General features: G+C 63.0%; 25 protein-coding genes. 13 read left to right on the top strand and 12 right to left on the bottom strand.

Annotated features, from left to right (window positions below):
- Positions 1 to 13: 13 nt before the first annotated feature.
- Positions 14 to 196 (bottom strand): hypothetical protein, encoded by a 183-nt coding sequence (locus CIT26_RS29085; RefSeq protein WP_095495717.1) that lies wholly within the window; start codon positions 194 to 196, stop codon positions 14 to 16.
- 282 nt (positions 197 to 478) lie between these two features.
- Between CIT26_RS29085 and CIT26_RS29080 the strand changes: the two genes are divergently transcribed.
- The 3 genes from CIT26_RS29080 (at position 479) to CIT26_RS29070 (ending at position 3,135) form a co-directional block, all read left to right on the top strand.
- Positions 479 to 838 (top strand): septal ring lytic transglycosylase RlpA family protein, encoded by a 360-nt coding sequence (locus CIT26_RS29080; protein WP_095495716.1) that lies wholly within the window; start codon positions 479 to 481, stop codon positions 836 to 838.
- 232 nt (positions 839 to 1,070) lie between these two features.
- Positions 1,071 to 2,348: a polyhydroxyalkanoate depolymerase gene (locus CIT26_RS29075; protein WP_095495715.1), complete on the top strand. Its 1,278-nt coding sequence runs from the start codon at positions 1,071 to 1,073 to the stop codon at positions 2,346 to 2,348.
- Between the two features lie 169 nt (positions 2,349 to 2,517).
- Complete coding sequence (locus CIT26_RS29070) at positions 2,518 to 3,135, top strand: transglutaminase-like cysteine peptidase (protein WP_095495714.1); 618 nt, start codon at positions 2,518 to 2,520, stop codon at positions 3,133 to 3,135.
- Positions 3,136 to 3,404: 269 nt separating this feature from the next.
- On the opposite strand, the gene CIT26_RS29065 is transcribed toward CIT26_RS29070, so the two are convergent.
- Genes CIT26_RS29065 through CIT26_RS29050 form a run of 4 tightly spaced genes read right to left on the bottom strand, consistent with a single transcriptional unit; the run spans position 3,405 to position 6,233 of the window.
- Positions 3,405 to 3,770, bottom strand: coding sequence for a helix-turn-helix domain-containing protein (locus CIT26_RS29065; RefSeq protein WP_095495807.1), 366 nt, complete (start codon positions 3,768 to 3,770; stop codon positions 3,405 to 3,407).
- Between the two features lie 25 nt (positions 3,771 to 3,795).
- Positions 3,796 to 4,329 carry a Smr/MutS family protein gene (locus CIT26_RS29060; protein WP_095495713.1) on the bottom strand — a complete coding sequence of 178 codons (534 nt, stop codon included), beginning with the start codon at positions 4,327 to 4,329 and terminating at the stop codon, positions 3,796 to 3,798.
- On the bottom strand, positions 4,326 to 5,507 hold the full coding sequence (gene mltA / locus CIT26_RS29055; RefSeq protein ID WP_095495712.1) for a murein transglycosylase A: 1,182 nt from the start codon (positions 5,505 to 5,507) through the stop codon (positions 4,326 to 4,328). The genes CIT26_RS29060 and mltA overlap by 4 nt, the downstream gene beginning before the upstream one ends.
- A 24-nt stretch (positions 5,508 to 5,531) precedes the next feature.
- Positions 5,532 to 6,233: a Tim44/TimA family putative adaptor protein gene (locus CIT26_RS29050; RefSeq protein WP_095495711.1), complete on the bottom strand. Its 702-nt coding sequence runs from the start codon at positions 6,231 to 6,233 to the stop codon at positions 5,532 to 5,534.
- A gap of 199 nt (positions 6,234 to 6,432) precedes the next feature.
- On the opposite strand from CIT26_RS29050, the gene CIT26_RS29045 reads away from it, so the two are divergent.
- Positions 6,433 to 6,927 (top strand): FxsA family protein, encoded by a 495-nt coding sequence (locus tag CIT26_RS29045; RefSeq protein WP_095495806.1) that lies wholly within the window; start codon positions 6,433 to 6,435, stop codon positions 6,925 to 6,927.
- A gap of 99 nt (positions 6,928 to 7,026) precedes the next feature.
- Entirely contained in the window at positions 7,027 to 7,527 is a 501-nt protein-coding gene (gene secB, locus CIT26_RS29040; protein ID WP_029348040.1) for a protein-export chaperone SecB, read from the top strand.
- Positions 7,528 to 7,982: 455 nt separating this feature from the next.
- On the opposite strand, the gene dnaQ is transcribed toward secB, so the two are convergent.
- The 5 genes from dnaQ to CIT26_RS29010 form a co-directional block, all read right to left on the bottom strand.
- Positions 7,983 to 8,702, bottom strand: coding sequence for a DNA polymerase III subunit epsilon (dnaQ, locus tag CIT26_RS29030; RefSeq protein WP_095495710.1), 720 nt, complete (start codon positions 8,700 to 8,702; stop codon positions 7,983 to 7,985).
- An 85-nt stretch (positions 8,703 to 8,787) separates the two neighbouring features.
- On the bottom strand, positions 8,788 to 9,390 hold the full coding sequence (gene coaE / locus CIT26_RS29025) for a dephospho-CoA kinase (protein ID WP_095495709.1): 603 nt from the start codon (positions 9,388 to 9,390) through the stop codon (positions 8,788 to 8,790).
- A 5-nt stretch (positions 9,391 to 9,395) separates the two neighbouring features.
- Positions 9,396 to 10,250: a shikimate dehydrogenase gene (locus CIT26_RS29020; RefSeq protein ID WP_095495708.1), complete on the bottom strand. Its 855-nt coding sequence runs from the start codon at positions 10,248 to 10,250 to the stop codon at positions 9,396 to 9,398.
- Positions 10,243 to 10,842, bottom strand: coding sequence for a Maf-like protein (locus CIT26_RS29015; protein WP_095495707.1), 600 nt, complete (start codon positions 10,840 to 10,842; stop codon positions 10,243 to 10,245). Before CIT26_RS29015 ends, CIT26_RS29020 begins: the two co-directional genes overlap by 8 nt.
- A 169-nt stretch (positions 10,843 to 11,011) precedes the next feature.
- Complete coding sequence (locus CIT26_RS29010; protein ID WP_095495706.1) at positions 11,012 to 11,833, bottom strand: pyruvate, water dikinase regulatory protein; 822 nt, start codon at positions 11,831 to 11,833, stop codon at positions 11,012 to 11,014.
- Between the two features lie 404 nt (positions 11,834 to 12,237).
- Here CIT26_RS29010 and hemE point away from each other — a divergent pair, with 404 nt between their 5' ends.
- From hemE to rho, 3 genes are all read left to right on the top strand, one after another.
- Positions 12,238 to 13,266: a uroporphyrinogen decarboxylase gene (gene hemE / locus CIT26_RS29005; RefSeq protein WP_095495705.1), complete on the top strand. Its 1,029-nt coding sequence runs from the start codon at positions 12,238 to 12,240 to the stop codon at positions 13,264 to 13,266.
- A complete protein-coding gene (gene hemJ / locus CIT26_RS29000) occupies positions 13,263 to 13,805 on the top strand; it encodes a protoporphyrinogen oxidase HemJ (protein WP_095495704.1) in 543 nt (180 codons plus the stop codon). Before hemE ends, hemJ begins: the two co-directional genes overlap by 4 nt.
- A gap of 261 nt (positions 13,806 to 14,066) precedes the next feature.
- Positions 14,067 to 15,332 (top strand): transcription termination factor Rho, encoded by a 1,266-nt coding sequence (gene rho, locus CIT26_RS28995; protein WP_027153631.1) that lies wholly within the window; start codon positions 14,067 to 14,069, stop codon positions 15,330 to 15,332.
- A gap of 232 nt (positions 15,333 to 15,564) precedes the next feature.
- Here the strand turns inward: rho and CIT26_RS28990 are convergent, their stop codons facing one another.
- Positions 15,565 to 17,598 (bottom strand): thioredoxin domain-containing protein, encoded by a 2,034-nt coding sequence (locus CIT26_RS28990; RefSeq protein ID WP_245319591.1) that lies wholly within the window; start codon positions 17,596 to 17,598, stop codon positions 15,565 to 15,567.
- 64 nt (positions 17,599 to 17,662) lie between these two features.
- On the opposite strand from CIT26_RS28990, the gene mnmE reads away from it, so the two are divergent.
- From mnmE to CIT26_RS28965, 5 genes are all read left to right on the top strand, one after another.
- A complete protein-coding gene (gene mnmE, locus CIT26_RS28985) occupies positions 17,663 to 18,991 on the top strand; it encodes a tRNA uridine-5-carboxymethylaminomethyl(34) synthesis GTPase MnmE (protein WP_095495805.1) in 1,329 nt (442 codons plus the stop codon).
- 473 nt (positions 18,992 to 19,464) lie between these two features.
- Positions 19,465 to 21,339 (top strand): tRNA uridine-5-carboxymethylaminomethyl(34) synthesis enzyme MnmG, encoded by a 1,875-nt coding sequence (mnmG, locus tag CIT26_RS28980; RefSeq protein WP_095495702.1) that lies wholly within the window; start codon positions 19,465 to 19,467, stop codon positions 21,337 to 21,339.
- Entirely contained in the window at positions 21,336 to 21,971 is a 636-nt protein-coding gene (rsmG, locus tag CIT26_RS28975; protein ID WP_095495701.1) for a 16S rRNA (guanine(527)-N(7))-methyltransferase RsmG, read from the top strand. Before mnmG ends, rsmG begins: the two co-directional genes overlap by 4 nt.
- A 36-nt stretch (positions 21,972 to 22,007) precedes the next feature.
- The gene (locus CIT26_RS28970; RefSeq protein ID WP_084646769.1) at positions 22,008 to 22,808 is read left to right on the top strand and encodes a ParA family protein; all 801 of its coding nucleotides are present in this window, start codon (positions 22,008 to 22,010) and stop codon (positions 22,806 to 22,808) included.
- A 71-nt stretch (positions 22,809 to 22,879) separates the two neighbouring features.
- Entirely contained in the window at positions 22,880 to 23,764 is an 885-nt protein-coding gene (locus tag CIT26_RS28965) for a ParB/RepB/Spo0J family partition protein (protein ID WP_095495700.1), read from the top strand.
- A 530-nt stretch (positions 23,765 to 24,294) separates the two neighbouring features.
- On the opposite strand, the gene holA is transcribed toward CIT26_RS28965, so the two are convergent.
- On the bottom strand, positions 24,295 to 25,347 hold the full coding sequence (gene holA / locus CIT26_RS28955) for a DNA polymerase III subunit delta (RefSeq protein WP_095495698.1): 1,053 nt from the start codon (positions 25,345 to 25,347) through the stop codon (positions 24,295 to 24,297).
- Positions 25,348 to 25,421: the final 74 nt, after the last annotated feature.

Genomic DNA, 25,421 nt, shown 5'->3' with positions numbered 1-25,421 from the left:
CGGAATGTGACTCTCAGCCGCGCGGGTTCGCCCACACCAGCCCGATCAGGCCGACCAGCGCGGTGACGATGCCGATATAGAGCCATTGCGACTGGCCGGTCATGAAGCTGCCGCCGACGAGGCCGACGCCCTGCAGCGACCAGAGCGCGCCGATGGCGAGCACGATCAACGCCAGCAGATTTTTGATCAATCTCATCGTCGGAATTTCCTTCCCCAGTCGATAATAAATTCAGCCATGACCGCGACGGCAAAGCGAAAGGAAGCGACCCGATCGTATTCGCTTCTGCTTGTATATCGACGTCGGATATCGGGACGAAGACCATCGGGATACGCGGCAACGCCGAATAACCCTCTGACAAAGTGTTTCCCACCGACTCCAAACGTGTACTGTAGTCATGGAACCGCCAGATGACTGCCGCATTTCGTGCCACATTCGATCCGTAACGGCCGGGTTGTCAAACGGAGCCATTTGCCGCAGATGAAGAAACCAAACCAGACCGCGCTTGTCGCGGTGACGATCGCGGCTGGCCTGATGGTCGGCGCATCCACCTCCCCTGCCGCCGCTCAATGCGGCCGCGCCTCCTGGTACGCGCTGCACTCGAAGACCGCTTCCGGCGAGCGGATGAACCCGTCGGCGCTGACCGCCGCCCACCGCACCTTGCCTTTTGGCACCAAGCTGAAGGTCACCAACCGCAACAACGGCCGCAGCGTCGTCGTGCGCATCAACGACCGCGGCCCGTTCATCAAGGGACGCGTGATCGACCTGTCGAAGGGCGCCGCCAGACGGCTCGGCTTCATCAGTTCGGGCCATACCTCTGTGTGCACCGACCGCGTGTGACCGGTCTCGGATCCGGCTACGGCCGGACACGCCCTGCCTCGCTACACTTTCGCATTGCACAATAAGCCGGCTCCGGCCGTTCAAAGCCGGTTTTCAACGCCTTAGACGAAAGTATCAGCATAAATCACTTCACTTGACGTATTGCATCGCAGCAGTTTGTTGTTAACCTTCCCGCGAGAGATTCAAGGCTCGGCGCTGCGTCGTCCCTTCGGTCGCAGCAGCGGGGTTGTCGATGTTCTACCAGTTCTACGAATTGAACCACGCCGCCGTGCAGCCGGCCCGGCTGTATGCCGATGCGATGCGGATGTTCTACACCAATCCGCTCAATCCGTTCACGCACACGTCCTGGGGCCGTTCGATCGCGGCAACGGCCGAATTGTTCGAGCGCACGACGCGCCGCTACAGCAAGCCGCAATTCGGACTGACCAAGACCGTGGTCGACTGGAAAAGCGTCGATGTCACCGAAAAGACGGTGTGGTCGCGGCCGTTCTGCAATTTGCTCCGTTTCGAGCGGGCCGTTCCCGGCGGCCGCCGGCCTGATCCGAAGCTGCTGATCGTGGCGCCGATGTCCGGCCACTACGCGACGCTCCTGCGCGGCACGGTCGAGGCGATGCTGCCCCATGCCGACGTCCACATCACCGACTGGGTCGACGCCCGCATGGTACCGCTCAGCGAGGGCAGCTTCGACCTCGACGACTATATCGACTACATTGTCGACATGCTGCATGCGCTGGGCCCCGACACCCATGTCATGGCGGTGTGCCAGCCTTCGGTGCCGGTCCTGGCGGCGGTGGCACTGATGGAAACGCGCGGCGACCCGTTCGTTCCCTCGACGATGACGCTGATGGGCGGGCCGATCGACACCCGCCGCAATCCGACCGCGGTCAACCTTCTGGCCGAGGAAAAGGGCGTCGACTGGTTCCGCGACAACGTTATCATGCACGCGCCGTGGCCGGTACCGGCCTTCGGCCGCGAGGTCTATCCCGGCTTCCTGCAGCTTTCGGGCTTCATGAGCATGAATCTCGACCGCCACATCATCGCCCACAAGGACTTCTTCATGCATCTGGTGAAGAATGATGGCGACAATGCCGAGAAGCACCGCGACTTTTACGACGAATATATGGCGGTGATGGATCTGACGGCGGAGTTCTACCTGCAGACGGTCGACACCGTGTTTGTCCGCCACGCCTTGCCCAAGGGCGAAATGACGCATCGGGGCGTTGCCATCGATCCCTCCAATATCCGCAATGTCGCCCTGTTCACGGTCGAGGGTGAGAACGACGACATTTCCGGCCTCGGCCAGACCCAGGCCGCGCACGACCTCTGCGTCAACATCCCGGCGGACAGGCACGCTCACTATATGCAGCCGGCGGTCGGCCATTACGGCGTCTTCAACGGCTCGCGCTTCCGCTCCGAAATCGTGCCGCGCATCGTCGACTTCATCACCAGCTATGGCCGCCAGACCCGCGTTGCGGTGAAGCCGAAGCTGGTTCGCACCGCCAGAAAGTAAGGGAGCGGCCCTGGAACGGCGGTCTCGTGTCCGCTCAGTCGATCTGTTGCACAATAGCCGCTGTTTCGGCCGCGCGGGTAACCATGTCGCAAAACTGGCCGTTGGTATAATTGACAGGGACTGTAGATCGCCCTTAACCTTTCGTTAACAACAAGGGACGAGGGGGACAATGATTTCCTCACCACTGGCGAGAACGCTACGCGTGTGCGCACTGTTTGGGCTGGCACTTGCGGCAGGCTGGTCGACGACGGCATCGGCGGCCGGACCAATGGCAACCGGCGGGCCGACATCGCAGCCGATCGGCCACTATGATTTCTGCAAGACCAGTCCGGCCGAATGCTCGATCCACCCGGGCAATCTCGCCCCCGCCACCATGACCGGTGCGCTCTGGCGCAAGATCCTCAGCGTCAATGCCAGCGTCAACACCGCCGTCAAGCCGATAAGCGACATCGACATCTATGGCAGGGACGAGGTCTGGGCCTATCCCGTCAAGGGCGTTGGCGACTGTGAGGACTATGTCCTGGAAAAGCGCCGCGAATTGAACCGCTTGGGCGTGTCCTACGCCAATCTTCTGATGACCGTCGTGCGCAAGCCGGACGGCGAGGGCCATGCCGTGCTGACGGTGCGCACAAGCAAGGGCGACTACATCCTCGACAATCTGGACGGAAAGGTCCGCTCATGGGACCGGACCGGCTACCGCTTCCTCAAGCGACAAGCGATCGACAATACCGGCCGCTGGGTCTCGATCCGTGATGGCCAGCCGGTTCTGGTCGGCGCGGTCCAGTAAGGTTTTTGCACTGGATCGCTGCTTTTCGCCGTTACCTGTTCCAGGCATTTGGGCTGCCCCTCACCTGCCTGCCGGCATCCTCTCCCCGTATAGGGACGGGAGAGGGGCGCTGTCATCGACGATTTCGCCAATCGCCGGCGTTGCAAGAGGGGTGCCAAGTTCGCGGTCAGCCTCTTTCTCCCCGTTTACGGAGAGAAATGCCCGGCAGGGGCAATGAGGGGCGGTGCCAACATCAACAATTGATCGCCTCCGCTCGAGTTGGACAAGCCCTACGGCTGCTTCAGCGCGGCGCGGATCGATGCGGTGATGCGGCGAAGCTCCGCTTCGTCGAGTTTTTCGATGTTTTCGGCCAAAACATTGGCAAGCTCGGTGGCGGCGGGGCTGAGGCCCGATGTGTCGAGCTTAACCCGTGGGTGCGAGGTCTCGGCCAGCCGCGCGAGTTCTTCGGCATCGTCCCATATGACGTTGAAATAGCCGATGATCTTCTGGATCAGCGTCCAGGTCGGCGCGCCGCGGCGACCATGCTCCAGCGCCGACAGATAGGCGGCGCTGACGCCGATCGCCTCGGCCATCGCCTTCTGACTGACGCCGCGTTCGCTTCGCAGGGCGCGAAGCTTTTCGCCGAACGGAGTCACAAGTGCATCCTCATGGGGTGCATTCTCATGTGCGCGCGCGCCGCAGGCGGACATAGAGCGCGCCCGAGCCGCCATGGTTGCGGGCAGCATGGTCGTGGCTGGAGACGAGCGGCCTGAATGCAGGTGTCGACAGCCAGGCCGGCACGGCGCGCCGCAGGATGCCGTCGCCGCCCGACGAGGAGCCTTTGCCGGTGATGACCAGCACGTAGCGAATGCCGCCGGCGTGCGCCCGGTGCAGGAAGGAAAACAGCAGTGAATAGGCTTCGTCCTGGCTCAGGCCATGCAGGTCGACGCGGCCTTCGATCGGCAGCCGGCCCTTCGACAGTTTTTCCAGCGTCGGTTCGTCGAGCGCATGCGAAACATGCTGCGTCTTGGCTTTCGCCGCCGCAGCCGAAGCCATCGCCTGGACACGCGGCGGTGGCTTCGTGTCATCAGCGATGCCCGGGCCGATGTCCGGACTGTCGATGGCGGACTTGCCCTTCAGCGGCTTGGCGGTGCGCGCCACCAGGTTCCACAGGACCCGGTCGTCCTCGCTCAGCCTGTCGATGCGCCGGGTCATCGCCCCGCCCCGGGAACAAGCCGACGCGGGATCAGCGCGTAGAAATCGGCAGGGTTGCGGACGACGCCGGCGATTTCGCCGGCCGCATGTCCCGTTCCGGCGAACAGGTCGCCACGGGCTGGCCCGGTAATGGCCGAGCCGGTGTCCTGCGCGATCATCAGCCGCCGGAACGGCTTGTTATCGAAAGCGGTCAGCGACGGCCCATCGATGTAGAACGGCGTCCCGAATGTATGCAGCAGACGGTCGACAGCGACGGAGCGGCCCGGTGTCAGCGGCACTTTGGCGGCAGCGATCGGCCCGAGTTCCGGGTCGTCGACAGCCGCCTCGCTGACCGAAATCTCGCGGAAAAAAATATAGGAGCGGTTGCGCCAAAGGATCTCGTCGATGCGATCCGGATGCGCCTTGAACCAGGCGCGGACCGACTGCATGGTCACCGCTTCGAGCGGGATTTCGCCTGTCTCGCTCAGGATCTTGCCCGGTCCGGTAAAGCGCTGGCCGGATTTGGCGGCATAGGTGACGCGGCAAAGCCGGCCGTCGGTCATGGTGAGCCGCGCAGAACCTTGTACGTGGATGAAGAAGGCGTCGACCTTGTCGGCGATCCAGGCGATTTCCAAACCCTTGCCGGCCACACTCTTGCCGGCCACACTCTTGCCAGCCAAACCCTTGCCAGCCAAACCCTTGCCAGCAAGCGCGCCGCGCTCGATCTCGCCGCGGTCGAAATACTCGACCGTCCCGTTCGGTGTGGTGCGGCCGAAGGCGAGATAGGGATCCATGCCGTGTGGCCGGTTGGCGTCGTCGATGTCGACGAGATCGGCCGGACGCGACAGCAGCGGCACCGTAAATCGTTCGGTTCGCACCGGCGAGGCGTCGACCACGGGTTCATAAAAGCCGGTGACGAGGCCGGCGCCGCCGCTTTCGGCTCCTATGTGCGCCGGGATGAAATGCCGCTCGAAGAAGGCGCGGGCTTCGCGCCGGTCGGCTGGCGACACGGTGCGGGCTGCAGCGTAGACTTCGGTGAAGGCATTGAAGTCGACGCCGAGCCCGCCGGAGCGATAGGGTTTCGTCAGGACATGAAAAGCCGAGCGCCGGAAAGCGGCGAACGCAGCCAGATGGTCGTCCTCGTCCCAACCGGGCAGATCGTCAAAGGATTTTTCGCTGAACGCCTGAGAAAGCGACACGACAGACCCCGCCGTGGTCCGGGCTCAGTCTTCTTCTTCGGTGGCGACGAGCTTCCAGTTCGGGTCGCGCGAGCGCGTATCGCGGGCAAAGGTCCAGACATCCTTGACCTCGGCGACGGTTTCGGGATCGCCGTCGATGACGGCGCCGGCCTTGTCGCGCGTCGCCGAAATCAGTTCGCTGACGATGCGCAGCGTGATATGCGCCTCGCTGCCCTTCATCTCGGCGGAAACGATGTCGGCCTTGTCGATACCGACGAAGGAGGACTGGATCTTTTCCGATTTCGCCTCGCGGTCGCCGATGGCCGCGACAAAGCCGTCATAGACCTCGCGCGACAACAGGTTCTTCAGCGTCTTGCGATCGCCATCGGCATAGGCCATGACGATCATCTCATAGGCCATCTTGGCGCCGTCGACGAAGGTCTTCGGGTCGAATGCCGGATCATTGTCCTTGATCGTGCGCAGGCCCTTGTTGAGATCGGTGTCAGGCTTGGCGAAGGCGTCGATCGCCGCATAGGCGTCGATTGCCGGCTCTCCCGGCGCTCGCTTGCGCGGCAGCGAGACCACATTCTCGGGCTTCTGGGCGTCCTCGCGCGTGCGGCCCGCCGTATAGGGATCGAAGGGCGGGCGTTCGCTGCCGGTGCGGCGGCCGAGCACATTGCGCAGCTGGAAAAAAATCACAACCGCCGCAACCAGAAAGAAAATCGTGCCGAAGTCGAAGAATCCCATATCTTCCGCCAATCAATCCCTACTCCGGCCGGACCGCCCGGCCAGGCAATGGCTGCGGTCGCATAGCGTTCAACATCCAAAGCATATAGAACGCAAGCTGCAATCATTCAAATTAAAGGCAGCCATACCTATCTAAAAGGTTCAGTGCCAGCGGCGATTGCCCGCCGGCCGACAAAACATCGAAACGATCGGTCAAGATTTGCGCATTTCGCTGCTTCCCCTGTTCATCCTCGCGCTTCCGCTTCTGGAGATCGCCGGTTTCGTCATTGTCGGCCGCCAGGTCGGCGCGCTGGCGACGGTCGGCCTGGTGCTGGCTTCGAGCATCACCGGCGCTCTGTTGTTGCGATACCAGGGTTTCGGCGTCATGACCCGGGTCCGTGCCGAAATGGACGCGGGACGTGATCCAAGCCGCCAGCTCGCGCACGGCGCCATGATCGTTCTGGCCGCGATCCTGCTCATCATTCCCGGCTTCATCACCGACATTTTCGGCATTCTGCTGTTCCTGCCGCCGGTCCGCGACCTCGCCTGGCGCCTGTTGAAAGGCCGCATCGTGCTGGCCACCAGTGTCGGCACCGGCGGATTCCGGGCCCGGCAACGCGACAAGACCATCGACCTCGACGACAGCGACTATTCGCGCGGCGACGGGCGCGGCCCGGATCACAATTCCCCCTGGCGCCGCCTCAAGGATGAGTAGGGTCGGCGCGGCAAACCTTGTCTTGTCATGCCGACCATGATAGCGAACGCCCGATTTCAATCCGGTCAGCAACGCTGCCGAGGCAAAAGGACAAAGCTTATGGCCAGCAAAGACGACGCGCCGACCGGCGCGGCCAGTGGCAACGGCGACGCGACGCAGCCTTCGCTCAACGTGCTTGCCCAATATGTGAAAGACCTTTCCTTCGAAAGCCCCGGCGCGCCGAACTCGCTGCGCGGCCGCGATAAGGCCCCCGGCATCGCCATCAACGTCAATGTCAACGCCAACCCGCTTTCGGACAAGCAGTTCGACGTCAATCTGACGCTGAACGCCAAGGCGTCCTTCGATAAGGAAGTGCTGTTCAACGTCGAGCTGGTCTATGGTGGCGTGTTCGCCATCAGCGGCTTCCCGCAGGAGCACATGCTGCCGCTGCTGTTCATCGAATGCCCGCGGCTGCTGTTCCCGTTCGCCAGGCAGATCATCGCCGAGGCAACCCGCAATGGCGGCTTCCCGCCCCTGATGCTCGACCCGATCGATTTCGCGCAAATGTTCCAGCAGAAGCTGGCCGAGGACCAGGCCGCCGGCAAGGTCAAGGTGAGCTGAGGCGATTGCTCGGTGACGTTTGAAAAACCCGGCTTCGCGCCGGGTTTTTTGTTTGCGACGCCGGCGGGACAGCGCCCCCTCTGTCCTGCCGGACATCTCCCCCACAAGGGGGGAGATCGGACTTCACACCGGCTTTCGCCAATCGCCAACCTTGCCGGAGTGAGCGGAGCGCCGAAACTGCCAATCTCCCCCCTCGTGGGGGAGATGTCCGGCAGGACAGAGGGGGGCGCGAAGGAGCGCTACGGGTCGGCTGATCCTGAACGCTGCATTCTTCGGCTGATGTCACGGCATGGATCCCAGGGTCTGCGCCGCGTCGCTGCGCTCCTTGCTCCGCCCTGGGATGACGAAGTGGAGGGGTGCTTCGGCCAATCTCAAAAGTCTGCGATTCCCCGAACGAAACTATCGACGCCACTGCCGATCGGCATCCGACCAGTCAAAATCACTATGCCGCATCACTATGCCGCGGAACTCGCTTCGGGGGCGACGCGCAGCCAGAGCGCCTTTTCGCCTAATGTGCCGACCATGCTCGCGTGCGCGCTGCGCTCTGCGTCGGTCAGGCGAGACGGCAGCGCAATCGGCCGCACGCCGATGCTGATGTCGATATCGTCGACGTTTCTCCTGCCGCCGGCCGGCGCCGTGGCACTGTCTAGGATGAGGGCCGCCTGCTTGCCGCCGATGAGCTCGATATAGACCTCGGCCAGCAATTCCGAATCGAGCAACGCGCCGTGCTTGGTTCGGCGGGCATTGTCGATGCCATAGCGCCGGCACAGCGCGTCCAGCGAATTGGGGCCCATCGGATGCTTGCGGCGCGCCAGCGCCAGCGTGTCGACGACAAGTCCGGGGTCGACGACCGGGTGGCCAAGCCGGCCAAACTCGACATTGAGGAAAGCGATGTCGAAAGTGGCATTGTGGGCGACCAGCTTGGCGCCGTCGATGAAGGCAAGAAACTCCTCGGCGATGTCGCTGAAGGTCGGCTTGCCCATGAGGTCGGCGGTGCTAATGCCATGAACGGCCTGCGCCTCCGCGTGAATCGGTCGTCCTTGCGGATTGATGTAATGGTGGAAGGTGCGGCCGGTCGGGAAACGATTGACCAACTCGATGCAGCCAAGCTCAATGACGCGGTCATCACGGAAATCGAGACCGGTGGTTTCCGTATCGAAGATGATCTCGCGCATCGAATCAGTCCGTTGGTTCCGGCGTCATTTTTGCCGAATCATGAAGGGAACAAATTGGCAACATATTACGCCGGACGCAAGCGCGTTAAGCAGGCTTGCCGGCTTTATCCCCCACCAGTTCGGCGACGATCGCATCGACCGCCGCGCGCGCCGCATCAAAACCTTGTCCGGTATCGATGATGAAATCGGCGCGCTTGCGCTTTTCGGCGTCGGGAACCTGCCTGGCCAGGATCGACGCCAGTTTCTCCTCGCTCATGCCCGGCCGCGCCAGCACCCGGGCGCGCTGGATGTCGGGCGAGGCGGTGACGACCACGACCTTGTCGACGCGGTCGCGGCCGCCGGTTTCGAACAGCAGCGGGATGTCGAGAACGACAACCGGTACGCCGGCAGCGCGGTTCCTGGCAAGGAAGGCGTCGGCGTCGGCGCGGACCAGCGGGTGGATGATCGCTTCCAGCCGTTTCAGCGCGGCTGCATCGCCGAGCACCCGCTCGGCCAGCTTGGTGCGATCGACCGACCCGGATTTTGTCGTTCCGGGAAAGGCCGCCTCTACCAGCGGAGCCGCCTTGCCGGCGTAGAGGCGATGCACCGCCTCGTCCGAATCGTGGACGGGCACGCCAGCCTCGGCAAACATCTTCGCCGTCGTCGACTTGCCCATGCCGATCGATCCCGTGAGGCCGAGCACGATCATGCTTTTCATTCCCTGGTCATTGCTTGGGCGCCAAGATCGGCGACGATCATCTGCCGCAATTCGGCAGTGACCTGCGGCCTGATGCCGAACCAGCGCTCGAAGCCGGGCACCGCCTGATGCAAAAGCATGCCGAGCCCGTCGACGGTCTTCAGGCCCCGTGCTCTGGCAGCGGCCAGTAATGGCGTTTCCAACGGCACATAGACAATGTCGGTGACGATGGCATGGTCCGGCAGCCTGGCCGGATCGGCGGACAGGCCCTCATTGCCGTGCATGCCGAGCGCTGACGTGTTGACCAGCAGGCCGGCATCGGCAAGCAGCTCGCCGGTCGCGGCCGTGCTGTGGGCCGAGACCCCGCCGCCGAAGCGGTGGCGCAGCTCCTCGGCTCGGGCGAGCGTCCGGTTGACGATGCGGATATCGTCAACCCCGCGCTGCTTCAGCGCCTGAATGACCGCGCGCGAGGCGCCGCCGGCGCCGAGCACCACGGCCGGGCCATTGTCTGCCCAGCCCGGCGCATGCTCGTCGAGATTGGCGGTAAAGCCATGGGCGTCGGTGTTTCCGCCCCACAGTTTTCCGCTCTCGAACCACAGCGTATTGACCGCGCCGATCTGTTCGGCCGCGTCGTCGCGGCGCGCCGCCAGCGCGAAGGCGGCCTCCTTGTGCGGGATGGTGACGTTGCCGCCACGGTAGCCATTCGCCGCGAGCGTTCTCATGAATTCGGCAAAAGCCTCCGGCGTGACGTCGATCGCCTGATAGCTGCCGTCGATACCGTACTTCGCCAGCCAATAGCCGTGGATTTTCGGCGACCGGGAATGCGCTACCGGGTGGCCGGTGACGAAGGCCTTTTTCGCGGCCTCAGCCATCGATGGCGCCGAGGTCACGCAGCTTGGCCAGGACGGGCAGCAGCGGCAGCCCGACAATGGTGAAATAGTCGCCTTCTATTTTTTCGAACAGCTGGATGCCCTCGCCTTCGATCTGGTAGGCGCCGACGCTGGACAGCGCCTTGGCGCCGACCCGCGCCAGATGGCGGCCGATGAAGGCCGGATCGAGCTTTCGCATGGTCAGGCTGGCGATACCGACATGCCGCCACAGAACTTCACTGTTGCGGGCCAGCACCACAGCACTGTTGAGCTGATGGGTCTTGCCCGACAGCGCCAAGAGATGGCGGCGCGCGGCTTCCATGTCGGCCGGCTTGTGGAACACTTCGTCGCCGAGCGACAGCGTCTGGTCGCAACCGAGCACAAGGGCGCCGGGCTTTCGCTCGCTGACCTCGGTGGACTTGGCCTCGGCCAGCACCAGTGCGACGTCCTCGGGCGAGATACCGCTGCCCTGCAAGGGCGCTTCGAGCGCGCGCTCGTCGACTTCCGCCGGAACCGCCTCGACCGCCACGCCGGCATGGACAAGCAGCGCCTTGCGGAATGGGCTGCCCGAGGCAAGGATGATTTTTTCGGTCATTTTTATCGCCCGATTTCTGACGCTCACTAGGGTGTGTCGAGATTCAGGTCAGGCCGAGCCGAAAATGGTGGCTTCCGAGAACCGGAGCGGAGCGTACTTTTCGTACGTGAGCACCGGAAGCGCAGGAAGCCGCCGTTTGCAGGCCGGCATCACCTGAATATCACACGCCCTAGCGCGTCTTTCCCCGCAGGGCAACGATAGCCGCCGCCGTCTCCTCGATCGAGCGGCGGCTGACGTCGATCATCGGCCAGCCATGCCGGGTGCAGATCTTGCGGGCATAGGCAAGCTCTTCGCTGATCGCGGCGCGGTCGACATAGTCGGTCGGCTCATAGGCGCTGGTGGTGCCGAGGATGCGGTTCTGGCGGACCTGCGAGATGCGCTCGGCGGTGGCGATCAGCCCGACGATCAGCGGCTTCGTGGCGTTGACCAGGCTTTCCGGCACCGGCACGCCGAGCACGATCGGGATATTTGCGGTCTTGATGCCGCGATTGGCGAGATAGATGCTGGTCGGCGTCTTCGAGGTGCGCGAAATGCCGACGAGCACGATGTCGGCGTCGTCCATATTGGCCGGCAGCTGGCCGTCATCATGCTCCATGGTGAAGTTGAGCGCGTCGATGCGGCGAAAATATTCGGCGTCGAGAACGTGCTGGGCGCCGACGCGGCGACCGGCCGGCGTGCCGAGATAGGACTGGAACACGGTCAGCACCGGTTCCAGTACGGAGACGCAAGGCAGGCCCATGGCGGCGCAGCGTTCGTCGATGCCGCGGGCGAGCTTCTGGTCGACGACCGTATAGAGGATGATGCCCGGCTCCTCCTCGATGTCCTCGAACACTTTCGTCACCTGCTTTTCGGTGCGGATGAGCGGGTAGATATGTTCGATGGCGCGCGCATCCTTATATTGCGCCGAAGCCGCGCGGCCGGCCGCCAGCAGCGTTTCACCGGTGGCATCGGAAATCAGGTGAAGGTGAAAGAAGCTCTGGGGTTTGTTCACAGGGGTTCGTTCCAAGCTGTGGGCCGATGTGGATAAGGTCGGTCGGAAAGATCGGCCGGTTCGGGGCGACTGTATCAGATGCCAGTTTGTCCACAATTCGATGCGCTGTCGGCTTCGTCGGGCGCCTGGGGACAAGTTCGGGGACGTGCTTTTTTGACTAGGCGTCATCCACAGGTCGGTTTTCTTTGCGCGGGCGGCAACGCATTGACTCCAGTCGGAAATTTCCAACTGTCCCCAAACTCCTCCTATCCGGCAGAAGAAGCACGCGACAATATGCTGGCTGGCCTTTTCCGGGGCAAAGCGGGACAGCAGACAACCACCGATACCAACAGACTCTTAGAATCATAAGATTCCTAGAAATAGAATATTTAAATTATAGAGAAGCCTGGAGAGGCGAGCGCTGAATGCCTGAAAACCGGATCATGCTGGACGTGTTGAGAGGCAAGGCTGCGTTTCCGCCGCCGATCTGGATGATGCGCCAGGCCGGCCGCTATCTGCCGGAATATCGGGAAACACGCAGGCGGGCCGGATCGTTCCTCGACCTTTGCTACGATCCCGATCTTGCCGTGGAAGTGACGCTGCAGCCGATCGAACGGTTCGGCTTCGACGCATCGATCCTGTTTTCCGATATCCTTGTCGTGCCGCATGCGCTGGGCCGCGACGTGCGCTTCGAGGAGGGACGCGGGCCGCTGTTGACGCCGATCTCGGTGGCAGAGATTGCGGCTCTGGACGGCGAAACGTTTCACGTGAATCTCGAACCGGTCTACGAGACGGTCAGACGGCTGCGGGCAAAACTGCCTGATGAAACGACGCTGATCGGCTTCTGCGGCGCGCCGTGGACGGTGGCGACCTATATGATCGCCGGCCACGGCACTTCAGACCAGACGCCGGCGCGGCTGTTTGCCTATCGCGAGCCGGTGGCTTTCCTGCAGCTGCTGAACGTCCTTGCCGATCATTCGGCCGCCTATCTGATCCGCCAGATCGAAGCCGGCGCCGATGTGGTGCAGATCTTTGACTCGTGGTCCGGCGTGCTCGATGACGTTTCCTTCGAGGCCTTTTGCGTCAAGCCGGTGGCGGAGATCGTCAGGCAGGTTCGGGCCGTCCATCCCAACGTTCCGATCATCGGTTTTCCCAAGGGCGCCGGCGCCCACTACCGGAGTTACCGCCAGAAGACCGGCGTGACGGGGCTGGGGCTAGACTGGACCGTGCCGTTGACGACGGCGAAGGAACTGCAGCGCGATGGCGCCGTACAGGGCAATCTCGATCCGTTGCGTCTGGTGGTCGGCGGCAAGGCTCTAGCCGACGGCGTCGACGCAATCCTGAAAGCGCTGGGCGATGGGCCGCTGATCTTCAATCTCGGCCATGGCATCACGCCGGAGACGCCGATCGCGCATGTCGAGGCCATGGTGAAACTGGTGCGGAGCGCGTCATGACGATGATGGGGAAAGGCTCTGTGGAAGGTGGTGCTGGCGCAATGCGTCGCGCAGCGATCGCGATTGCCATTTTCCTCGTGTTGGCTGGGCTTCTGTTCCTATTCGGGCCGGATGATTTCTACCCCTGGGCAAAGGCGATCCATGTCATCGCCGTCATCTCGTGGATGGCGGGCATGCTCTATCTGCCGCGGCTGCTGGTCTATCATGCCGACGCCGAGAAAGGCTCCGTCCAGTCGGAAACCTTCAAGGTGATGGAGCGCCGGCTGCTGCGCGGCATTATCAATCCGGCCATGATCATCACCTGGGCGTTCGGCCTCTGGCTTGCCTGGAAGGGTTTTGCTTTTCAGGGCGGCTGGCTACATGCCAAGATCGCCGCGGTGCTTGGCCTGTCGGCCGTTCACGGCTATCTGGCCGGTGCGGTTCGCAAATTCGCCGAGGACCGCAACGAAAAGCCAGCGAAGCACTGGCGGATCGTCAACGAGATCCCCACATTGCTGATGATCGTCATCGTCGTGCTGGTCATCGTGAAGCCGTTTTGACGCCGCCGCATCGGCCAGAAAATCGGAATCGATTTTCGGAAGGTACGATGCGGAACTCAAAAAGTCCTACAGCGCCCTTTGCGCGTCAAGAGAGACGCGCAGCGGCCACAAAAGGCGGCTTGCTCTTTTAGTCGACCGACGATAAAAGACGGGTCTTCCTTCCCGTCATGCGCCGCCCATTCATCGCTTCGGCCGCGCCCGGCATTTGTCGCATCCCGCCGATATTTTCCCCATGCTTACTCACTCAGAGTCCGTCTAATGATGCAAGAAATGAAACTCACCGAGTTCAAGAACAAGAAACCGCCAGAGCTGATCGCTTATGCCGAATCGCTCGAGGTCGAGAACGCCAGTGTGATGCGCAAGCAGGAGCTGATGTTCGCGATCCTGAAGCGGCTGGCGACCCAGGATATCGAGATCATCGGTGACGGCGTCGTCGAAGTGCTGCAGGACGGTTTTGGTTTCCTGCGCTCGGCCAATGCCAATTATCTGCCGGGTCCGGACGATATCTACATCTCGCCGTCGCAGATCCGCCGGTTCTCGCTGAAGACCGGCGACACGGTCGAAGGCCCGATCCGTAGCCCGAAAGAGGGCGAGCGCTATTTCGCGCTGCTCAAGGTCAACACGATCAATTTCGACGACCCGGAAAAGATCCGCCACAAGATCCATTTCGACAATCTGACGCCGCTTTACCCGACCTCGCGGCTGAAGATGGAAATGGATGTTCCGACCTCGAAGGACATTTCGGCCCGCGTCATCGACCTGGTGGCGCCGCTCGGTAAAGGCCAACGCGCCCTGATCGTGGCGCAGCCGCGCACCGGCAAGACGGTGCTCTTACAGAACATCGCCCACTCGATCACCACCAATCATCCCGAATGCTATCTGATCGTGCTCTTGATCGACGAGCGGCCGGAAGAAGTCACCGACATGCAGCGTTCGGTGAAGGGCGAGGTCGTCTCCTCGACCTTCGACGAGCCGGCGGTGCGCCACGTCCAGGTCGCCGAAATGGTGATCGAGAAGGCCAAGCGCCTTGTCGAGCACGGGCGCGACGTCGTCATCCTGCTGGATTCGATCACCCGCCTCGGCCGCGCCTACAACACCGTGGTGCCGTCATCCGGCAAGGTCCTGACCGGCGGTGTCGACGCAAATGCCCTTCAGCGGCCGAAGCGCTTCTTCGGTGCGGCCCGCAACATCGAGGAAGGCGGCTCGCTGACCATCATCGCCACCGCGCTGATCGACACCGGCAGCCGCATGGACGAGGTCATCTTCGAAGAGTTCAAGGGTACCGGCAACTCGGAAATCGTGCTCGACCGCAAGGTGGCGGACAAGCGCATTTATCCGGCCATGGACATCCTCAAGTCCGGCACCCGCAAGGAAGATCTTTTGGTCGCCCGCCAGGACCTGCAGAAGATCTTCGTGCTGCGCCGCATCCTGGCGCCGATGGGAACGACCGACGCCATCGAGTTCCTGATCGACAAGCTCAAGCAGACCAAGACCAACGCGGACTTCTTCGATTCGATGAATACGTAAGGGGACTGGTCTGGCGCTGACCCCTCTTGCCTTCTCCCCCTGTGGGAGAAGGTGGATTGGCGCGCAGCGCCAAGACGGATGAGGGGTGTTGGACGGAATGCGGCGGTGCCAAGCTGGAACACCCCTCATCCGACCGAGCGGAGCCTGTCCTCGGGCTTGCCGGAGGCAAGACCCGTGGGCTCGGCCACCTTCTCCCACAAGGGGAGAAGGGAGAACCGCGCAGCACCTACCCCTACTGGCGCCGCAACCGCCGCTCGAGCTCCTCAGCGCTTGTTATAGTCGGCAGGCAGACCTGCCCCGTGCACAGCCAGGCGCCGGGCGTGTCGGTTGGCGGCAGAGCGCCGCCTGGCAGCATCGGCAGGTTCGTTGCTGAGCCGACCGGCACGATAGTGTCGATCCGGCGCGGGTCCGGATTTCGATTCGCAACCGGAACAAGCCCGGGATTTTCAGGGTTGTCTACCAGCACCAGTTTCAACGGCTCGATCGCCAAGGCACAGGCGTTGACGATGCCTGCCTGGCCATAGGCCTGATGCGCCGCCCGGCCCGCCGCGTGTTCGGCGACCTTCCACGTCTTTTCCTGCAATTCGAAATCGCCGGAGAGCGAGGAAAACCGGACCATGGCCTCGATGATCTGGCCTGTGGCTGAAGGAATGGCCTCGTCGGCATCGCCCCTGATGCGGATCGGCACGTCGCTGCTATCCGACGCGGTGAGATAGTAGCCGGTGTTGTTCTCATCGCTATGCCATCGGTCGAGCTGCGCGATGAATTGGCCGGCCAACTCGGCGTAGTTCGATGTGCCGGTAGCCTCGAACAAGGAGATCGCGGCGTTGGCCATGGCGGCGTAGTCGCTCGACAGCGCCGGAAAAAGCTTCTTTACGCCAAGCATCGAATGGGGCAAGCGGCCGTCTCGAGCAGAGCTGGCAATGGCGACAAAGGCCTGTTCCGCCGCCTCGATCCAGTCGATCCGTTTCAGGGCGCGCCCGGCTTCGGCGAGAGCCGCGATCACCAGGCCGTTCCAATCGGTCAGGACTTTGCCGTCACGCCCGGGCCTTACACGCTGTTCCCTGGCTACCAGCATTTCTTCTTTCAGCGGAATGAGCCGGTCGCGATCGGCGACGCTTTGCGTTTGCTGGGCGTCAGTCTGGTGGATGATCGGCTTGCCCTCCCAGCCATGCGGGCCGGTAAGCGTGAAGTACTGGAAAAATAAGGCCGATTCGTCGCCGAGAGCGGTTTCTATCTCATCCCTGCTCCAGGTGTAGAACAACCCCTCCTCGCCCTCGCTGTCGGCGTCGAGGCTGGCAGCGAAGGCACCGCCATCGACGCGCATCTCACGCAAGAGCCAGTCGATCGTCCCTTCGATTCGCACCCGGAACAATTTATCGCCGGTCGCCGCATAGGCCCAGTTGCACAGCCGGATGAGCTGGGCGTTGTCGTAGAGCATTTTTTCGAAATGCGGCACCAGCCACTCGGCATCGGTCGAATAGCGGCTCAGCCCGCCGCCGATATGGTCGTAGATGCCGCCCGCTAGCATCTTTTCTAGGCTGAGCAGGACGGCGTCGCGATGGGCTATGGCGCCGTCGCGCAGCCAGGACAGCCAGAGCGTCTGCATGAACGGCGCATTGGGGAATTTGGGCGCGCCGCGCAGGCCGCCCAGCTCCCGGTCGATCATGCCGTTGATGCCGTTGGCGAGCGTGGCGAGCGTGTCGCGATCGAGCACGGCCTTGGCATGCGTGCCCGCCAGCCGCGCCTCGACATGCGTGGTCAGGCCGTCGGCGCTTTGGTTAACGCTTTCTTTCTTCTCCCGCCACGCCTTGTCGACCGCCTCCAGCACCTGGACGAAGCCCGGGCGGCCGTAACGGGCTTCGCGCGGAAAATAGGTGCCGCCCCAGAAAGGCTTTCCGTCCGGCGTCAGAAACATTGTCAGCGGCCATCCGCCCTGCTCGCCCATCGACGACAGTGCGGCCATATAGATCTGGTCGATGTCCGGCCGCTCCTCGCGATCGACCTTGATATTGACGAAGAGACGGTTCATGACGGCGGCGACGTCATCGTTCTCGAAGCTTTCGTGCGCCATGACATGGCACCAGTGGCAGGCGGCGTAACCGACCGAGAGCAGGATTGGCCGCTGCAGCGCCTTTGCCTCGGCGAGCGATGCTGGCGACCATGCCCGCCAATGCACCGGGTTGCCGCTATGCTGCTGCAGATAGGGGCTGGCCTCTTCGGCAAGTAGATTTTGCGCGGGCAGATTTTGCGCGGGTAATGTCACGGTCGGGCACTCGGCGAATTGTCGATGAATAAGCGAAGCTAGGGCGGTTGTGCTGGGTCGGCAAATGATTTCAGGTGATTCCATAGTTGCCCTGTCGAGCGGCCGCCTGCCCGCTGGTGTTGCCGTGATCCGCATTTCCGGCCCGCAAAGTCGATTCGTCGTTGAAACGATTGCCGGCTCGATGGTCAAAAACCGCGTTGCGGCCTATCGCTGGTTCAGGGCGCCGGACGGATCGGTGCTCGACAGCGGCCTGGTCGTTTTCTTTGCCGGCCCTAACAGCTTCACTGGTGAGGACATCGCCGAGTTCCATGTCCACGGCGGACGCGCCGTCGTGGCGAAGATGCTTGAGACGATCGCCGGCTTCGACGGCGTCAGGCATGCCGAGCCTGGCGAGTTCACCCGCCGCGCCTTTCTCAACGGCAAGGTCGATCTGGTCGAGACCGAGGCGCTGGCCGATCTCGTCAATGCCGAGACGGAGGCGCAGCGGCGCTTTGCCGTTCAGAATGCCGAGGGTGCGCAGAGCGAACTCTATCTGGGTTGGCGCCGGCGGCTCATTCATGCGCGAGCGATGATCGAGGCCGAGATCGACTTTGCCGACGAAGACGATGTGCCGGGTTCCGTTGCAGAGACGGTCTGGTCGGACGTTCGCGCGATGATCGACGAAATCGAGCATCATGTCGAAGGTTTCCGAGCGGCCGAGATCATCCGCGACGGTTTCGAGGTTGTCATTCTCGGCGCGCCGAATGCCGGTAAATCAAGCCTGTTTAACGCCCTGGCGCGGCGCGAAGCGGCGATCGTGACGGAGGAGCCCGGCACGACCCGCGATCTGCTTGAAGTCGTGCTGGATTTGGAGGGAATGCGGGTAAGGGTGACCGATACTGCCGGTCTGCGCGAGACGCCCGGGAGGATCGAGGCGATTGGCATCGAAAGGGCAAGGAGCAAGGCCGGTACTGCCGATCTGCTGCTGGTGCTGGAGGATATGGCGGACCCGGCCCCGATCGGCGCAATACCGGCCGATGTCCCGACATTGCGGGTCGGGACAAAGGTCGATCTGCTGCGAGATGAATCGCCGGCGCTTGCGACGCGCTACGACACGGTTATCTCGACCAAGGACGGCACCGGGCTGGCAGAACTACTGGCGGAGATCGGCGATCGCGCCGCAGCGCAGATCGGCGACGCCGGCGATATCCTGCCGTCGCGGCTGCGGCACGTCGAGCTTCTCAACGAGACGAAACGCTTCCTGCTTGCGGCAGTGACAGGCAATGGGCGCGGGCAGGAGTTGAGGGCCGAGGAATTGCGGCTGGCAGCGGATCGGCTTGGCCGGATCGTTGGCGCCGTCGATGTCGAGGACATGCTGGACGTGATCTTCTCGCAGTTCTGCATCGGCAAATGACTCACGTGAAACATTGGGGAGCGGAGAACACAGCGATGGAGACGGAATGCTGGCGATCCTTCGCGCCCCCCTCTGTCCTGCCGGACATCTCCCCACGAGTGGGGAGATTGGCAGCGTCAACGTACCGCCTCTCCTTCAGCGTTGGCGATTGGCGAAAGCAGAGATGACGGCCGATCTCCCCCTGTGTGGGGGTGATATCCGGCAGGACAGGCGCTGCGAGCTCCCTCGCGCCGGCAGATCGCAGGGACTGCGCTTCGCTTCGGTGAAGTAAAGCTGGGGACCAACGCCGACACTCCTTTTAGGCTCGGGCAAAATCATCTCCTCTGGCGAAGGAACCGGGGCAGTGATTCACGTGAAACAACTCCCAACCCACGCAGATGGCATTGTTTCACGTGAAACGATTCGCCGAGCTGTCCTTGACAGCGCGCGCCTCCGGCGACATGTGTCGGGCGACTTGAATTCGGGATTCTGAAATGACCGATCACTATGATGTGGTTGTGGTGGGTGGCGGCCATGCTGGTTGCGAGGCGGCCAGCGCTGCCGCGCGCGCTGGCGCGAAAACGGCTTTGGTGACACTGCGCTTCGATACGATCGGCGTCATGTCGTGCAATCCAGCGATCGGCGGGCTCGGCAAGGGACATCTGGTTCGCGAGATCGACGCCATGGACGGGCTGATGGGGCGCGTTGCCGATGCGGCCGGCATCCAGTTCCGTTTGCTCAACCGCCGCAAGGGCCCGGCAGTTCGCGGGCCGCGCACGCAAGCGGACAGAAAACTCTATCGGCTCGCCATGCAAGCGGCGATTCGCGAACAGGCGGGTCTCGACGTGGTCGAGGGCGAGGTTCTGGATTTCGAAATCGCCAATGGGCGCCTAGCGGCCGTGCTGCTAGCGGATGGCCGCCGGCTTGCCTGCGGCGCTGTGGTGCTGACGACCGGCACTTTCCTGCGCGGGCTGATCCATATCGGCGAGAAGAAGATCGTTGCCGGCCGCATGAACGAGCAGGCCAGCCTCGGCCTGTCGGGGACGATGAGCCGCGCCGGCTTCAAGCTCGGGCGGCTGAAGACCGGCACGCCGCCACGGCTGGACGGGCGCACGATCGATTGGGCGTCGCTGGAGAGCCAGGCGGCGGATGACGACCCGGTGCCGTTCTCGCTGATGACCGACCGCATCGACAATCCGCAGATCCATTGCGGCATCACGCGTACAACTGGAGCCACGCACGAGCTGATCCGCGCCAATCTGGGCCGTTCGGCCATGTATTCCGGCTCGATCGAAGGCGTGGGGCCGCGTTACTGCCCGTCGATCGAGGACAAGATCGTCAAGTTCGGCGACCGCGAAGGCCACCAGATTTTTCTGGAGCCGGAAGGGGTGGACGATGACACCGTATACCCGAATGGCATTTCGACCTCGCTGCCCGAGGACGTGCAACTCGACATGCTAAAAACCATTGCTGGCCTTGAACGCGCCACCATGCTGCAGCCCGGCTATGCCATCGAATATGACCATGTCGATCCGCGCGAGCTCAAGCCGACGCTGGAAACGAAGCGGATTGGCGGCCTTTTTCTGGCCGGACAGATCAACGGCACCACCGGTTACGAGGAGGCCGGGGCGCAAGGGCTGCTCGCCGGCCTCAACGCCGCGCGGCAGGCATCGGCAAGCGAGCAGATCGTGCTCAGCCGCACCGAGGCCTATATCGGGGTGATGGTCGACGATTTGACCAGCCGCGGCATCGCCGAACCCTACCGTATGTTCACTTCGCGGGCCGAGTTCCGGCTGTCGCTAAGGGCCGACAATGCTGATGAGCGGCTGACGCCGCTGGCGATGAAGCTCGGCATTGCCTCGCAGGAGCGGATGCAACGGTTTAGCGACGTCGTGCAGGACCTTGAAAAGGCGAGGGACCTTGCGCTTGGTACGACCATGACCCCCAACGAAGCGGCGCGCCATGGGCTCGAGATCAACAGGGACGGGGTGCGCCGCTCCGCCTATGAGTTGCTGGCCTATCCGGGCGTTGATGTCGCCTGGATGGCCCGAATCGCTCCCGAATTCGGCGCCATCGATGCCAAAACGGCCGAACGCCTCGAAACGGAGGCGAAATATTCGGTCTATCTCGAGCGCCAGCAGGCCGATGTCACGCAGATCCGGCATGAGGAGAGCCGGCTGATCCCGGCTTCGCTCGATTTCGCTACTGTTCCGGGCCTGTCCAACGAGCTGAAGCAGAAGATGCTCGCGCGCCAGCCGCGCTCGATCGCCGACGCCCAGCGTATGGAAGGCATGACGCCGGCTGCATTGGCCATCATTGTCGCGCATGTCCGCAACGCCGAGGCTGCTGCGCGAAGGAATGTTGCGTGAGCGCTGCCTCATGGGCGAGCCTGCAAGAGGCTGCCGGTCCGGTTTCACGTGAAACATTCGACCGCCTGGTCGAGTTCGAGACGGTCTTCCAGAAATGGAACCGCCGGATAAACCTGGCGGCGCAATCGACGCAGGACGATGTCTGGCACCGCCACATCCTCGACAGCGCGCAGCTGGCGCGAATCAAACCAGAGGCGAAGCGCTGGGTCGATCTGGGCTCGGGTGGCGGTTTCCCCGGCCTGGTGCTTGCCTTCCTGCTTGCCGAGCGCGACGGCGCCAGCATCGATCTGGTTGAAAGCAATCGGAAAAAAGCATCGTTCCTGCAAGCGGTCGTCGGGCAGTTCAACCTGCCCGCCAGGGTCGTCGCGCGTCGCATCGACGACGCCTATCCGTTTGTTTCAACACCTCAAATCGTCACTGCCAGAGCGCTGGCGTCGCTTCCGGTCTTGCTCGAACTGTCGGCGCCGTGGCTGACGGCCGGCGCGCGCGGCCTGTTCCACAAAGGCCGGGATTACCGCACTGAGGTGGCAGAAAGCGCTCAACGATGGTCATTCGATCTGGTAGAACATGCCAGCGCGACCGACGCTCATGGCGTCATCCTCGAACTGTCTGATTTGCGCCAACTGACTTAGATCGGCGACCTCGGAATGAATTTCTGGCATAGACCCATGATGAAGAATGGCCCCCGAATCATCACCGTAGCCAACCAGAAGGGCGGCGTCGGCAAGACGACGACGGCCATCAATCTGGCCACGGCGCTGGCGGCGATCGGCGAGCGGGTGCTGATCGTCGATCTCGATCCGCAAGGCAATGCCAGCACCGGCCTCGGCATCGACCGGCGCGACCGCACCGTTTCCTCCTATGACGTGCTGACCGGCGAGCTCGATCTGGAAGCGGCGGCGATCCCGACGGCGGTGCCGGGCCTGTCGATCGTGCCGTCGACGCTCGACCTGCTCGGCATCGAGATGGAGATCGCCTCGGCGCCGGACCGGGTGCTGCGGCTGCGCAACGCCTTACGCGCCTCGGCCGAGCGCTCGGCCAATTTTGGTTATGTGCTGATCGATTGCCCGCCGTCGCTCAATCTTCTGACGCTGAACTCGATGGCGGCAGCCGATTCCGTGCTGGTGCCGCTGCAATGCGAGTTCTTCGCGCTCGAAGGCTTGAGCCAGCTGCTGGAGACGGTCGAGCAGGTTCGCCGCTCGATCAATCCCGAGCTGACGATCCAGGGCATCGTGCTAACCATGTTCGACGGGCGCAACAACCTCGCCAACCAGGTGGTGCAGGACGTGCGGGCGCATATGGGCGACAAGGTCTATGAAACCGTGATCCCGCGCAATGTGCGTGTCTCCGAGGCGCCGTCCTACGGCAAGCCGGCGATCCTCTACGACCTCAAATGCTCCGGCAGCCAGGCCTATCTGCAGCTTGCCTCCGAGGTGATCCGCCGCGAGCGCAAACTGCGCGCCGCTTAATGCAGTCGCCCAAATTATCGGGATAACGACATGCACAAGCTGATTTGATACCGAAACGATCTGGACAGACGATGAGCGAAGACCTTTCAAGAAAAAGACTGGGGCGGGGACTGGCGGCGCTGATCGGCGAAATCGATCGTCCGGCAGCGCCGGAAAAGCAGAGCATGAATGCCGACGGCAAGGTTCCGATCGAGTTCCTGAGCCCGAACCCAAAGAATCCGCGCCGGCATTTTGGCGACGCCGACCTGACCGATCTTGCCCAGTCGATCCGTGAACATGGCGTGGTGCAGCCGGTGGTGGCACGGCCGTCGCCGACCCAGCCCGGCCACTACGAGATCATCGCCGGCGAGCGGCGCTGGCGCGCGGCGCAGCGCGCCGGGCTGGCCGAGATCCCGATCATCGTGCGCGATGTCAACGATCGCACCGCGCTCGAACTGGCGATCATCGAAAACGTCCAGCGCACCGACCTCAACCCGGTCGAGGAGGCGATGGGCTACCAGCAGCTGATCGACGATCACGGCTACACGCAGGCTGATCTCGGCCAGGTGATCGGCAAGAGCCGCAGCCACGTCGCCAACACGCTCAGGCTGCTGAAGCTGCCGGACGTGATTCGCGACATGCTGGTCGATGGCGCGCTGTCGGCCGGCCACGCCCGCACATTGGTAACGGCGCAGGATCCGGCGGGCCTGGCCAAGCGGATCGTCGAGGACGGGCTTTCGGTGCGCCAGGCCGAAGCGCTGGCGCAGATGCCGACCGGCGCTCCAACGGCAAAGCGACAGCCTGCAGCACCGGCACAGAAGGATGCCGATACGCTGGCGCTGGAAAAGTTGATGACCGGCACGATCGGCATGATCGTCACGATCGAGCACAAGGAACGCGGCGGCGTGATCAGCGTCGCCTATCGGACGCTGGAGCAGCTCGACGAGCTGTGCCGGCGGTTGAAGCAAGAGCGGTGATTAGCCGGCAAATGGCCTCGGGGTCTGCTTGTTTTAGGCGAGGATAGGCGACCTTATAGCCTACCTGCTCCAGCGTTTCCGCCGCCCCTCACCTGCCTGCCGGCATCCTCTCCCCGTAGCGACGGGGAGAGGGGGCTGTCATCGACGGTTTCGCCAATCACCAACGTTGCAGAAAAGGTGCCGAGGCTGCGGTCAGCCTCTTTCTCCCCGTTTACGGGGAGAAATGCCCGGCAGGGCAATGAGGGGCGGCGCAACCATCGACAACTGCTATCCTCCAAATTTGGAGTTTTGTCTGGGCTGGACGCCCTCACTGAAGATTAATGACTATTGTAGCGGCAATCGCGAAGATGGCGAAGCCCACGAGTATCAGTTTGAATATAATAACGAAATAGCCTGAGATACTGACGAGAAACTCATCCCTTCGTTTGAGTTCTTCGGAATCAGTAGTCGGATTAAGATCGCCATAACGAAATGCGAGCTTGATTCGCTCTGACAGATTGAGCTTTGGTTTCTTCTTTTCCACGAGGCCCCTACAAGCCGTTACCTCGGAGCAGCCGGGCGCTTTCCACAGCAATGCCGAGCAGCGCCTGCCGTGCCAGCGCGACCGAGAGGTCCGGCCGGCGCCGCGTCTGCAGGACCGCCGTCTGCAGCCTGGTCAAAGCGCGGCCAAGCGCCTCGCTGTTCCACCGTTCGAGGGCTTTCTCCACCAGCTTGCGCCGCGAGAAAAAAACCGGCGGGCGCGCCGCGGCAACGACCGCCGCGGCGTTGCGGCCGCCGGTGTCCATCAGGCCGCGCATCGCCTGGATCGCCTGCAGCTGCCGCATCGCCGAGGAAAGCACCAGAAAAGCCTGGCCGCCGGACTGGCAGTGGCGGGTGAAGGCGATGTCGAAGTCGCTGACCTTGCCTTCGAGCAAGGCATCGACGGCGTCGTCGAAGGAGCGGCCGGAGACGTCGCCCGACGTCGCCTTGACGTCGTCGAGGCCGATTTCGGCCTGACCGTGGGCATAAAGTACCAGCTTTTCGATCTCGCCGCGCGAGGCCAGCCGGTCACCACCGAGGTTACGGCGCAGCGCCTGACGGGCCTCCAGCGTCATCGACATGCCGGCCTTGCGCAATTCGTCGTCGATGACCGTATCAATGTCCCGGGCCTCGTCGGCGTAGCACGGCAAGGCCATGGCAATGTCTGCCGCCTCGACGATGGAACGCAGCCCGACGCCTTTCTTCAGGTCGCCGGCCTCGATCAGGATGATCGCGTCCCGCGCGGGCTCTGATGTCAGCGCCTTGACGTCGTCGGCCAGCGCCTTCTGGCCGGAGGCATTGCGCACCCAAAGCAGGCGCCGCTCCGAAAACATCGGCACGGTGCGCGCCTCGTCGAGCAGGCGGCCCTCGTCGCGATCGACTTCCGAACCGTCCAGCCTGACCACCGAGAACGGATCGTCGAGCGGCAGGCCGGTTTTGCCGGCGAAGGCCTTCGCCCGCTCGGCGACGAGCCCGCGGTCGGGCCCGTAAAGCAGGACGATCGAGATGCGCGGATCCGGCCGCGCCAACCACGAATCGACCTCGTAACCTTTCTTCTGTGCCATGGGTTCTGATAGCATGATGCCGGTGCGGGGTGAACGGCGCCGCTCCTCCTTTCCTTCTCCCCTTGTGGGAGAAG

The organism is Mesorhizobium temperatum, from assembly GCF_002284575.1.
Classification (GTDB): Bacteria; Pseudomonadota; Alphaproteobacteria; order Rhizobiales; family Rhizobiaceae; genus Mesorhizobium; species Mesorhizobium temperatum.
This window is presented reverse-complemented; position numbering and strand designations above follow the sequence as displayed.